Raw genomic sequence first — 12,295 nt, 5'->3', positions numbered from 1 at the left:
CATCGCTTGCGGCGGTGTGTTGAAGCCCGACGTGGTGTTCTTCGGCGAGACGGTGCCGCGCGACGTGGTGGATGAGGCGCGCGACCGACTGGAGAGCTCGGATGCGATGCTGGTGGTCGGTTCGTCGCTGATGGTCTATTCCGGCTTTCGCTTCGTGCAGATGGCGGCGAAGAAGGGCATCCCCATCGCCGCCGTGAATCTCGGCCGCACCCGTGCCGACGATCTGCTCACCCTCAAGGTCGAGGACCGCTGCGAGGCGGCGCTGGCGTTTCTGCTCTGAATGAGGCGAAGCCCGCCAAATCTGGCGGGCACGCATGCCATCGCTGCGCCTTGACTTCGCCCCCCGCTTGGCCAATCTCGGCTCCAGAAAAACACTGTAAAATCTGGAGGAAGACTTATGGCCGACGCTTATATCATCGACGCAGTCCGCACCCCGCGCGGGATCGGCAAGGTCGGCAAGGGCGCGCTCGCCGAACATCATCCGCAGCATCTCGCCGCCACCGTGCTCAAGGCCATTGCCGAGCGCAACAAGCTCAATACCGCCGAAGTCGATGACATCATCTGGTCGACCTCGACCCAGCGCGGCAAGCAGGGCGGCGATCTCGGCCGCATGGCGGCACTCGATGCGGGCTACGACATCAAGGCCTCGGGCACCACGCTCGACCGCTTCTGCGGCGGCGGCATCACTGCGGTGAATTTTGCGGCAGCGCAGATCATGTCGGGGATGGAAGATGTGGTCATCGCCGGCGGCACCGAGATGATGTCGCTCACCGGCGCGATGGCCGCCGAGGACATGGCGGCCGGCAAGCGCCCGCTCGGCATGGGCTCGGGCAATGAACGCCTCGCAAAGGTGCATCCGCAGTCGCATCAGGGCATCTGCGGCGACGCCATCGCCTCCATGGAAGGCTTTACCCGCGAGGAACTCGATGCGCTCGGCCTTGAAAGCCAGCGCCGCGCGGCCATCGCCATCAAGGAAGGCCGGTTCGACAAGAGCCTGGTGCCGGTGAAGGACGAGCAGGGCAATGTCGTGCTCGCCAGGGACGAATATCCGCGCCCGGAAACCACGGCGGAAGGTCTTGCCGGCCTGAAGCCGGCCTTCACCGCGATGGCCGACTATCCGCTGGACGACAAGGGCAACACCTATCGCAAGCAGATCAACCAGAAATATCCGGATCTGGAGATCAAGCATTTCCATCACGCCGGCAATTCCTCGGGCGTGGTCGACGGCGCCGCGGCGCTGCTGCTGACCTCGAAGGCCTATGCCGACAAGCACGGCCTGAAGCCGCGTGCGAAAATCGTGGCCATGGCCAATATCGGCGACGATCCGACGCTGATGCTGAATGCACCGGTGCCGGCGGCGAAGAAGGTGCTGGAAAAGGCCGGTCTCACCAAGGACGACATCGACCTCTGGGAGATCAACGAGGCTTTCGCCGTCGTGGCGGCCAAGTTCATCCGTGACCTCGAGCTCGACACCAGCAAGGTCAACGTCAATGGCGGCTCGATTGCCCTCGGCCATCCGATCGGCGCCACCGGCGCGATCCTGGTCGGCACCATTCTTGATGAACTGGAGCGTCGCAACCTGAAGCGCGGCCTCGTCACCATGTGCGCCGCCGGCGGCATGGCGCCGGCGATCATTATCGAACGCGTGTAAGCGCGCCGCGACCATTCCCGATCCTGTTCAAGAGCATGGGTGCCCCGCATCCATGCTCTTTTTGCGTCTGGCGGCATGGGCAGCGCGGTCGTATCGTCCCGCCGCACATGACCTGAAGTGGATACCGCGACCATGCAATTCCGACATGATGGCCTCTATGCCTCCCGCCGCTCGCCGGTGATGGCGCGCAATGTGGTGGCAGCCTCGCAGCCTTTGGCGACCCAGGCGGGCTTGCGTATGCTGGAGCGCGGCGGCAATGCGCTGGATGCGGCGCTGGCGGCGGCCATCGTGCTGACCGTGGTGGAGCCGACCGGCAACGGCATCGGCTCCGACGCCTATTGCATCCTGTGGGACGGCAAGGAACTGCACGGGCTCAATGCCTCCGGTCGCTCGCCGGCAGCGTGGACGCCGGAGCGCTTTGCCGGCCGCAAGACGTTTCCGCATCGCGGCTGGGAGAGCGTTACGGTGCCGGGCGCCGTGTCGGCCTGGGTCGATCTGTCGGAGCGGTTCGGCAAGCTGCCTTTCGCTGACCTGTTCGAGCCGGCGATCTCCTATGCGGAGAGTGGCTTTCAAGTTTCGCCGGTCATCGCCGAACTCTGGCGTCGCGGCGCCGAGGAATTGAAGAACCAGCCGGGCTTCGCCGAGTGCTTCATGCCGAACGGCCGCGCGCCGGTGGCGGGCGAATTGTTTCGCATGCCGGGCCATGCGCATTCGCTGAAGCTGATCGCGGCGACCAAGGGCGAGGCGTTCTATCGCGGCGAGCTTGCCAGGCGCATCGCCGATTTTGGGCGCGCGCACGCTGCCGCGCTCGACGAGGCCGATCTTGCCGCGCATCGCAACGACTGGTGCGGCACCATCAGCCAGGCATTTGGCGACACGGCATTGCACGAGATCCCCCCGAACGGGCAGGGCATCGTGGCGCTGATGGCGCTGGGCATCATCCAGGCGGCGGGGCTGGACGGGCTGACGGTCGATAGTGCCGACGCGCTGCATCTGCAGATCGAGGCCTGCAAGCTCGCTTTCGCCGATGTCTATGCCTATGCGGCCGATCTCGATTACATGCGCGACGTCACCGTCGCGCATCTGCAGAACCCGTCCTATCTTGCCGCGCGCGCAAAGCTGATCGACCGCAGCCGCGCGCAGGACTTTGGCGCCGGTGCGCCGAAGACCGGCGGCACGGTGTGTCTGTCGACCGGCGACGCCGCGGGCATGATGGTGTCCTATATCCAGTCGAACTATTCCGGCTTCGGCTCCGGCGTGGTGGTGCCGGGCACCGGCATCAGCCTGCAGAATCGCGGCTTCGGTTTCGTGCTGGACGAAGGGCATCCCAACCAGGTCGGGCCGCGCAAGCGGCCGTTCCAGACCATCATTCCCGGTTTCGTCATGCAGGGCGATGCGCCGCTGATGGCGTTCGGCCTGATGGGTGGGCCGATGCAGGCCCAGGGCCATCTGCAGATGATGCTGCGCATGCAGCTGTGGGGGCAGGATCCGCAGACCGCCGCCGATGCACCGCGTTGGCGCTATGTGGACGGACTCAAGGTCGCCATCGAGAACGGCATTTCGGACGAGGTGGCGGCGGATCTCAAGGCCCGCGGCCATGTGATCGTCCGCGAGCCGCCGGATTCAGCCTTCGGCTTCGGCGGCGCACAGCTCGTGCGGTGGATTGAGGGCGGCTATGTCGCCGGCTCCGATCCGCGCAAGGACGGGCAAGCGGCAGGGTTTTGATCTGTAGCCCGGGTGAAGCGAAGCGTAACCCGGGGACCGCAGAGGGAGTTGAAACGCCGGTCCCCGGATTGCGCTTCGCTCCATCCGGGCTACGCAGCTGCAGCTCAGCCCAATCCCGCAGCCACCGCGATCTTGTACGTGATCAGGCTCGCCAGATAGGCCAGCGCGAACATGTAGAAGAAGGTGATCAGCATCCACTTGGTGCCGCCGGTCTCGCGGCGGATCACCGCCAGCGTCGATGCGCATTGCGGGGCGAACACGAACCACGCCAGGAACGACAGCGCAGTGGCGAGGCTCCATTTGCTCGACAGCGCCTGGCCGATGGCCTCCGCCGCTTCCTTGCCGCCTTCGATCGCATAGACGGTGCCGAGTGCACCGACCGCGACTTCGCGCGCCGCCATGCCGGGGATCAGCGCCACCACGATCTGCCAGTTGAAGCCGATCGCGGAGAACAGCGGCTCCAGCGTCTTGCCGATCATCGCAGCCAGACTGTAATCGATCGCCGGTTCTGTCGCGCCCGCAGGGGCCTGCGGGAATGTGGCCAGGAACCAGATCAGGATCATCATCGCGAGAATGGTCGTGCCCGCGCGCTGCAGGAACATTTTTGCGCGGGTATAGACGCCGATGCCGATGCTCTTCAGGCGCGGCATCTTGTAGTCCGGCAGTTCGAGCATGAACGGGGCGGGCTGGTAGTCGCTGAGCATGAAGAACTTGATCACGAAGGACACTGCCAGCGCGCTGGCGATGCCGATCACGTAGAGGCCGAACATCACCAGCCCCTGCAGATTGATCCAGCCCCCGACATCGGTCGCCGGGATGAAGGCGGCGATGATCAGCGTATAGACCGGGATGCGCGCGGAGCAGGTCATCAGCGGCGCGATCAGGATGGTGGTGAGGCGGTCGCGGCGATTGTCGATCACGCGCGTTGCCATGATGCCGGGAATGGCGCAGGCAAAACTCGACAGCAGCGGGATGAAGGCGCGGCCGTGCAGGCCGGCACCTCCCATGATGCGGTCCATCAGGAACGCAGCGCGCGCCATATAGCCAAAGTCTTCCAGCAGCAGGATGAACAGGAAGATGATGATGATCTGCGGCAGGAACACCAGCACGCTGCCCACGCCGGCAATCAGGCCGTTCTGCAGGAAACTTTGCAGCAGCCCTTCGGGCACCACCTGTGCCACCAGATTGCCGAGCGCGCCGGCGCCATCCGAGAGCAACTCCATCAGCGGAGTTGCCCAGCTGAACACCGCCTGGAACATGACGAACAGGATGGCGGCCAGGATCGCGAGGCCCCAGACCGGATGCAGCACCACGGCATCGACGCGCGCGGTCAGCGTGTCGGGCTTGCTCGGCATCGTCACGGTTTCGCGGATGATGCGGTCAGCCTCGCGCTGATAGGCCTTCATGTCTGCGATGCTGGTCTGGGTCCACTCCGCGGGCGCAACCGGCGCCGGCATCGTGGTGGCGAATTCGTCGGTACGGGCGCGCAGCGCATCGGCGCCACCCTTCTTCACCGCGATCGAGGTGATGACGGGAACGCCGAGCGCGGCCGACATAGCATCGACATCGATCGTGATGCCGCGGCGCGTGGCGATATCGAACATGTTGAGCACCACCAGCAACGGACGGCCGGTGCGCTTCAATTCGAGGATCAGCCGCAGCGTCAGCCGCAGATTGGTGGCGTCGGCGATGCACAGCACCAGATCCGGCGGCGCCTCGCCGGCACGTTTGCCGAGCACGACATCGCGGGTGATGATCTCATCAGGGCTGCGGCCGCGCAGCGAATAGGTGCCGGGCAGATCGAGCAGGGTGACCTGGCGCCCGGCAGGCGTGACAAAGGCCCCCGATTTGCGCTCGACGGTGACGCCGGCGTAGTTCGCAACCTTCTGGCGGCTGCCGGTGAGGGCGTTGAACAGCGACGTCTTGCCGCTGTTGGGAACACCGACCAGCGCGAGATTGAAACGTTCGCTGGTCACGTCTGAGATCGTCATTTTACGAGAACTGCCATTGCTTCGCGCCGGCGCACGGCGATGGTGATGTTGTCGACACGCACAGCGATCGGGTCCTGCTTGATCGCGCCCTGATGCAGGATCTCGACCCTTGCCCCCTCGGTGAACCCCATTTCCAGCAGATACTGCTCGAGCTCGTGCGAGGTCGGTCCCGCGGCTTTTGGGTTCAGCGCAACGATGGTGCCGACAAAGCCGCGCGGAGCTTCGCCAAGGCGCATATGGTGATCCGCTGCTGCGGGTGAAGATGTCATGGGGGTCGTCGTCATGCCGGACCTTGTCGAGCAGCTATCAAGTCAGGTCAAGACATACCGAAGTTTGCGATTAGAACCGTTATAAACAGGGCTCTGCGACAATCCGCCGGCTCACAATGGCGTCATGAAACGCTGGCGTGCTGCTCGCTCGGCGCCTGCTGTTGCCGATGAACCAGCTCCGCATAGAGGCCGCCTCGCGCGATCAGCTCGTCGTTGGAACCTTGCTCCGCAACCACACCTTCTTTCAGTACGACAATGGTATCGGCGTCGCGAATGGTCGAGAGGCGATGTGCGATCATGATCACGGTGCGTCCCTGCATCAGCCGCTTTAGGGCTTCCATCACCAGCACTTCGGATTCGGTATCGAGCGCGGCGGTCGGCTCGTCCAAAATCATGATCGGGCTGTTGCGCACCACGGCCCGGGCAATGCCGATGCGCTGGCGCTGGCCGCCGGACAGCGTGTCGCCGCGTTCGCCGACCATGGAGTCATAGCCATGCGGCATGCGGATGATGAATTCATGCGCGTTGGCGATCTTCGCAGCCTCGACGATCTCGTCTTCGGTCGCGCCCGGCCGGCCATAGGCAATGTTCTCGCGAATGGTGCCGCGGAACAGCACGGTCTCCTGCAGCACATAGCCGATCTGTGAACGCAATGCGGAGAGCTTGTAGTCGGTGACATCGATGCCATCGATTGAAACCCGGCCGGAGCTCGCGTCATAGAAGCGCGGGACGAGGCTGAGCACCGTGGACTTGCCGGAGCCGGTGGGGCCGACGATGCCGACGATCTGGCCGGGCTCGATCCGGAACGAGACGCCGTTCAGGATCGGCGCTTCTTCCTCATAGGCGAAGTGGACATTCTCGAAACTGATCTGCCCCTTGGCGCGGCCGGGATCGATGGCGCCAGGCTTCTCGACGATGATGTCGTCGGCCGACAGGATCTTCTGGATGCGCTCAAGCGCCACGGTGGTCTGGGCGATGGAGCTCGTCATCGCGGCGAGGTCCTTCACCGGTTTGAAGAACTGCGCGAGATAGGCGAGATACACGGTGAGCGCGCCTGCGGTCATGGTGCCGGCTGTGATCAGCGAGGTGCCCTTCCACAGCACGATGGCGGTGCAGAACGCCACCACGATTCCCACCACCGGCGACAGCAGCGACTTTACGCGCCGCGCCTGCATGGCCGCATCGACCGTGGCGTGGCTGGCGGCTTCCAGCCGTGCCAGTTCGAGATCCTGCCGGCCGAAGGCGGTGACCGACCGCACCGAGCCGAGGCCCTGCTGGACCACGGCGACGATCTCGCTCTGTCGCTGCCGCACCGTGCGGGTGACTTCCTTCACGGCCTTCTTCAGATGCATCACGAACACCAGCAGGAACGGCGTGATGGCCAGCGCGATCAACGTGAAGTCCCAGTCGAGCCAGAACATCAGCCCGATCATGAAGAAGATGGTGATGATATCGACCAGGATATCGAGCGTGGACGACGAGGCGAAGCTCTGCAGTGTCGAAACGTCGGTGGTGATGGTGGAGATCAGCGCACCGCTCTTGGCGTGGTCGTAATAGCGCAACGACAGCCGGTGCAGATGGGCATAGATGCGGATGCGCAGATCATTGGCGACCCACTGGCCGACCGAAGTCGAATAATAGTTGTCGATATAGGTCGCGGCGGCGCCGACTACGGCAATCAGCAGGGTGGCGATGCCGGCAAACAGCGCGACGCCGACGGTGTGGCGGCCGATGCCATAGTCATGCGCCCAGGCGAGCCAGTCAGGCAGATGGTGGGTACCCAGCGCGTCATCCAGCACCAGCTTGAGCGGCCACGGGGCCGCGAGGCTGGCGCCGATTTCAACCAGCATGGCGAGGAAGACGATGGCCAGCCAGCCGCGATAGGGCCGCAGCATCTCGAACACCAGGCGGGTCATGGGAAATGTGCCTCCAAAGCCGATATCCCGGGACCACTGATTGCCCGAGATCAAGCCACCATAGCTGCCTCTAGTTAGCGGACCTTAACTGTAGTCGGATACAGCTCGATTTTGACGTCATTATCCGGATATCCTGCCGCCATACGGGCCGAACATGAAGAGCATGACCATTGCATTCCCGTTCTGGGGCCGGGTGCTGCTGCTTGCCGGCCTGAGCGGGCTCGTGCTTGGCGCGGGCCTGCTGACCTGGCGCTATGTCGACCGGACCACGGTGTTGACCCTCGCGGTGGGCTCGCTTGATGGCGAGGCCGGGCGTACGGCCTCGATCATCGCCAGTCATTTCGCCGACAAGAAATCCTCGATCCGCCTGAACATCCAGCGCTTCGACGATGTGGTCGGGTCCGGCAAGGCTTTTGCCGAGGGCAAGGCCGACCTCGCGGTGATCCGCGCCGATGTCGGCGATCTCTCGGCTGCGCGGAGCGTGGCCGTGCTCACCAAGGGCGTCGTCATGCTGCTGGCGCCGCCGGGATCGCGGATCACCTCGGTCGAGGGGCTGCATGGGCGAACCATCGGTGTGGTGGGCGGGGAGGTCAATCGCCGGCTCGTTCAGGCGCTGACCAAGCAATATGATCTCGGCCGCGCACAGGTCAGCTTCAAGGATGTCGCCATCGGTGATGTGCGTCGGGCCGTCGAGACCAGGGAGGTCGGCGCGCTGCTGGTCGTCATTCCGCTGACCGAGAAATATCTCACTTACATACGCGGCCTGTTCAAGGGCGCGCCGGTGCTGATTCCGATCGATGCCGCCGGCGCCATCGCCGATGCAGATGGCGCGTATGAGAGTTTCGACATCCCCAAGGGCACGCTGCGCGGCGCGCCGCCGGTGCCCGACGACGACGTGACAACGTTGCGCGTGGGCTACTATCTTGTCGCCAACAAGAAGCTGCATTCCAGCATGGTGGCCAATCTCACGGCCATGCTGATATCCGCGCGCCGTGATCTCGTGGCCTCGCAGCCGCAACTATCTGGCATTGCTGCCGCCAATACGGATCCTGATGCCTTCATTCCCGTGCATCCCGGCGCTGCCGCTTACTACAACGGCACCGAGCAAAGCTTCATGGACAAGTATGGCGACGATATCTATCTCGCGCCGATGATCCTGGGTGCCCTGGCCTCGGTTGCTGCGGCGGCGTGGCGCCTTCTTGGCATTCACCCGGCCGATCGTCGCAGCGCCGCGCTGATGTCGGTGGATGCGATCCGGCGCAGGATCAGGGAAGCGACCAGCGAGGCCGAACTCGCCGCGATCGAAAGCGAGATCGACGAACTGCTTAATGCCCATCTCGCCGCCGCGATTGGCGGTGACGACAATGCGCTGGATGCGCCGACCCTGCTTTCGGCAGCGCAGCGCCTCGACAATCTCATCCATCACCGGCGGATGACGCTGGCGAGCCACCCCTTCACGCCGAACCCGGTTCAAGGTTAGAAATGCAGCACGGCATCGTCCCATCGCTATCCGTCTGCGCCCGGTTCCTCCTTCTCGCGAGAGCTTGTCCATGTCGCATACGCTGATCGTATTTCCGGATGACACCGCCCAGGCGATTGTCGAGCCGCTGCGGGCAGCCAAACGCAGCATCAATATCCGCATGTTCCTGTTCACCGATCCGACGCTGCTCGATGAGGTGATCGCGGCGAGGAAGCGCGGCGTGTATGTGCGGGTGATGCTCAATCCGGCGCGGCGCAGTGGCGAAAGCGAGAATGACGAGACGGCGGCGGCATTGGCCGCGGCGGGGGTCGAGGTGCGCGACAGCAATCCGGCCTTTGCGTTGACCCATCAGAAGTCGATGGTGATCGACGACGAACTTGGCTTCGTGGAATCGCTTAACTGGGAAACGCGCGATCTCACCGAAACGCGCGACTATGCTGTCACCACCTCCAACAAACTCGAAATCTCCGAGATGGTGGATTGCTTCGATGCCGACTGGGCCAAGCAGAATTTCGAGCCCCATCCGGATTCTCAACTCATCTGGTGCCCGAACAACGGCCGCGAGCGGATCGGCGCCTTCATCGACGCGGCCCGGGACTCGCTGTTCATCCAGAACGAACGCTATCAGGACACGGATATCATCGAGCGGCTGGTGCGTGCCGTCACGCGCGGCGTCAGCGTCCACATCATGGCCCGGCAGCCGCACAAGCTGAAGAAGAACAAGCTGATCGAGGGGATCGGCGGCTTGCGCATCATGCATGATGTCGGCGCCAAGGTGCACCGGCTCAACGACATGAAGCTGCATGGCAAGATGCTGCTGGCGGATGAGGAGCGGGCCATCGTCGGCTCGATCAATCTGACCCCGGGCAGCTTCGACGATCGCCGCGAACTGGCGATCGAGACCGATTCACATCATGTGGTGAAGCGGCTGGTTCACACCGCGCAGCATGACTGGAAGAATTCCCGCAAGCTCGACCTGTCCGACGAAGCTGTCAAAGCCGATCTGGAGAAACACGGTATCCGGCAGTAGCCGGATCGATTCAGCCGCGATTTGGATAGTTAGGCGGCCTGCGCCGCCGGGGCGGTGGGGGCGGCCGTACTTGCGCGCGACGGGCATATTCGGTCGCGAGATTCAGGAGCCGCTCCTTTACGGCGGGGTCATCGACCTCGCGCGCGAGTTTCTCGCAGCGCTCGGCCTGTTCGCGGAAATAGGCGGCCTCGTCAGGCAACTTTGTGATTTTCCTTATGTGGGTCCTTGGCCGCCGAGTGATACATGAACAGCTCGGACAGCTGGTTCTTCAGCTCCAATACGCGATTTGAGCTCAGGCCATGCCGGATGCAGAGCAGGTTTTTGATGGTGGGCAGCTCCGGCAAATAATATTCCTTGGCCCAGACCAGTCCGGTCGGGATCATCCGGCTCGGCATCGCAGTGAGACCGATGCCAGCTTCGACGGCCGATTTCTTGGCATCATAGTCCTGGCTGCTGAAGGCGATGCGATAGGACAAGCCATGCCGGGTCAGCGTGTTGATCATCCAGTCGTCATTGGTCCAGGTGACGATCGGGATCGGTGCACCGGGGCTGAGCACGAAATTCTTTGAACGCACCCAGACGAGCCGGTCTTCGTATTCGTCGACGATCAGCGTCGCGAGATCGGCATCGACGTCGCCGCGCTGATAGAAGCAACCGATGTCGATATGGCCTTCGACGAGTGCCGCAGAGATATCGCTCGAGGTGCCAGCCTGGATGTGCACATCGCCGAGGCGGCTTGCTTGTTCCTGAACGAACTGGCGGCTGAGCAGTGAACTCAGTCCAAGCCGCAGCCGGCCTGCCGTGGCGTCGGCGCCGCCGAGCGCGAGCACCTGGTCATTGGCTTCGATGATCTTGCGTGCCTGTGCCAGCACGAGCTTGCCGAGATCGGTGGCGCAACTGCCATTCGGCGTCTTGCTGAACAGCGAGCCTCCGACGATTTGTTCAAGGCGTTTGATCTGTGAACTCACCGCAGGCTGACTCAAGCCCAACTGATCAGCCGCCTTGGTGAGACTGCCTGCCTCAGAGATCGCAACAACCGTACGTACGATTTCGATGGGAATGTTGTGATGTCTGCGCTGCATCGAATCCTCGCCTCATCGTTGTTTCAGCTCAGACTGAGTGTTGCAGTGATTCCCGCCTAATCAAATATCCGTAATTAGTATATGTTATATATTTGATCTTTATGGCATTTCTCGGATTTATGAGGTCATCAGAAACGACCTCGAAATTCGTAGATAGCTAGCGGAACTGAATCACGATCAACTGCGTTTTCTCGCCCGCGATCAGTGTCAGCGATGGCGTTGATGGGTCAACAATGATCGCATCACGCTCGCCCAGAACCATCGACGGCGTCGGAGCAACGACTTCAAGCGCGCCTTGTTCGACCACCAAAATCGTTTGCGCAGAAATCATAAAATCCTGACGCCCGGTAAGCTTGATGCGCTGCACATCCTGCGTGATCGTTCCGCGACGGCTCATGACATTGAGATCGAGGATGGGCCCGTCAACCAGTGTGGCGGATGTCGGCTGGTCGCCGGGGAAGGAGTGGATCGTGTCGCGATCAATGCGCGTGATCGGCTGGTCCGCGACGGAAAGATCGAGACCGTTGCCTTCGAGCACCAGCAGCGTGCGATCAATTGCCGCAAAGGACGAGAACGGTCCGTCGCTCGCCACCTGGGCCATGCTGACACGCCAGTCGAAGTCGTCGAGACTCGCATCCGTCGGCGAGATCGCGATTTCCGTGGTGGAGCCCATGCCGTTCTTCCACGGCATGGTCCTGTAGTCCGCGGCGCGGAGAATCTTCACGCGCGGTCAGACCTTCAATGGCAGCGACGGCAAATTGAGGCCGTGCTCCTGAGCGCAATCGATGGCGATGTCGTAGCCGGCATCGGCATGCCGCATTACGCCGGTGGCGGGGTCATTCCACAACACGCGCTCGAGGCGCCTGGCCGCTTCCTGCGTGCCATCGCAGACGATGACCATGCCGGAATGCTGCGAGAAGCCCATGCCGACGCCGCCGCCATGGTGCAGCGACACCCAGGTCGCGCCGGAGGCGCAGTTGAGCAGCGCGTTGAGCAGTGGCCAGTCGGAGACGGCGTCAGAGCCGTCCTTCATGGCTTCGGTTTCGCGGTTCGGGCTTGCCACCGAGCCGGAATCGAGATGATCGCGACCGATCACGATCGGTGCCTTCAACTCGCCAGACGCCACCATCTCGTTGAAAGCGAGGCCGAGG

General features: G+C 63.1%; 10 protein-coding genes and 1 pseudogene. 5 read left to right on the top strand and 6 right to left on the bottom strand.

Annotated elements, in window-relative coordinates; all coding sequences use genetic code 11:
- The 3 genes from ACIQ17_RS23930 to ACIQ17_RS23920 all read left to right on the top strand — a co-directional run.
- Positions 1 to 280: Sir2 family NAD-dependent protein deacetylase (locus tag ACIQ17_RS23930; protein ID WP_398471704.1), on the top strand; the 280-nt coding region annotated here is incomplete at its 5' end.
- A 117-nt stretch (positions 281 to 397) separates the two neighbouring features.
- Positions 398 to 1,651, top strand: coding sequence for an acetyl-CoA C-acetyltransferase (locus ACIQ17_RS23925; protein WP_398471703.1), 1,254 nt, complete (start codon positions 398 to 400; stop codon positions 1,649 to 1,651).
- 132 nt (positions 1,652 to 1,783) lie between these two features.
- Positions 1,784 to 3,376, top strand: a complete 1,593-nt coding sequence (locus ACIQ17_RS23920; protein ID WP_398471702.1) for a gamma-glutamyltransferase family protein — start codon at positions 1,784 to 1,786, stop codon at positions 3,374 to 3,376.
- A 104-nt stretch (positions 3,377 to 3,480) separates the two neighbouring features.
- Here ACIQ17_RS23920 and ACIQ17_RS23915 read toward each other — a convergent pair whose 3' ends face one another.
- From ACIQ17_RS23915 to ACIQ17_RS23905, 3 genes are all read right to left on the bottom strand, one after another.
- A complete protein-coding gene (locus tag ACIQ17_RS23915; protein ID WP_398471701.1) occupies positions 3,481 to 5,367 on the bottom strand; it encodes a ferrous iron transporter B in 1,887 nt (628 codons plus the stop codon).
- Complete coding sequence (locus ACIQ17_RS23910; RefSeq protein ID WP_398471700.1) at positions 5,364 to 5,651, bottom strand: ferrous iron transport protein A; 288 nt, start codon at positions 5,649 to 5,651, stop codon at positions 5,364 to 5,366. The genes ACIQ17_RS23915 and ACIQ17_RS23910 overlap by 4 nt, the downstream gene beginning before the upstream one ends.
- Positions 5,652 to 5,758: 107 nt before the next feature.
- Positions 5,759 to 7,552 (bottom strand): ABC transporter ATP-binding protein, encoded by a 1,794-nt coding sequence (locus ACIQ17_RS23905; protein WP_398471698.1) that lies wholly within the window; start codon positions 7,550 to 7,552, stop codon positions 5,759 to 5,761.
- Between the two features lie 154 nt (positions 7,553 to 7,706).
- Here ACIQ17_RS23905 and ACIQ17_RS23900 point away from each other — a divergent pair, with 154 nt between their 5' ends.
- Complete coding sequence (locus ACIQ17_RS23900; protein WP_398471697.1) at positions 7,707 to 9,032, top strand: TAXI family TRAP transporter solute-binding subunit; 1,326 nt, start codon at positions 7,707 to 7,709, stop codon at positions 9,030 to 9,032.
- Between the two features lie 70 nt (positions 9,033 to 9,102).
- The gene (locus ACIQ17_RS23895; RefSeq protein WP_398471696.1) at positions 9,103 to 10,062 is read left to right on the top strand and encodes a phospholipase D-like domain-containing protein; all 960 of its coding nucleotides are present in this window, start codon (positions 9,103 to 9,105) and stop codon (positions 10,060 to 10,062) included.
- Positions 10,063 to 10,253: 191 nt separating this feature from the next.
- Here the strand turns inward: ACIQ17_RS23895 and ACIQ17_RS23890 are convergent, their stop codons facing one another.
- From ACIQ17_RS23890 to ACIQ17_RS23880, 3 genes and pseudogenes are all read right to left on the bottom strand, one after another.
- Positions 10,254 to 11,144: a LysR family transcriptional regulator gene (locus ACIQ17_RS23890; RefSeq protein ID WP_398471695.1), complete on the bottom strand. Its 891-nt coding sequence runs from the start codon at positions 11,142 to 11,144 to the stop codon at positions 10,254 to 10,256.
- Positions 11,145 to 11,301: 157 nt separating this feature from the next.
- Complete coding sequence (locus ACIQ17_RS23885) at positions 11,302 to 11,817, bottom strand: HutD family protein (protein ID WP_398471706.1); 516 nt, start codon at positions 11,815 to 11,817, stop codon at positions 11,302 to 11,304.
- Positions 11,818 to 11,874: 57 nt separating this feature from the next.
- Positions 11,875 to 12,295 (bottom strand): annotated as a pseudogene (locus tag ACIQ17_RS23880) (urocanate hydratase); the annotation flags it as partial.

It is taken from the genome of Tardiphaga sp. (assembly GCF_044340795.1).
Lineage (GTDB): Bacteria > Pseudomonadota > Alphaproteobacteria > Rhizobiales > Xanthobacteraceae > Tardiphaga.
This window is presented reverse-complemented; position numbering and strand designations above follow the sequence as displayed.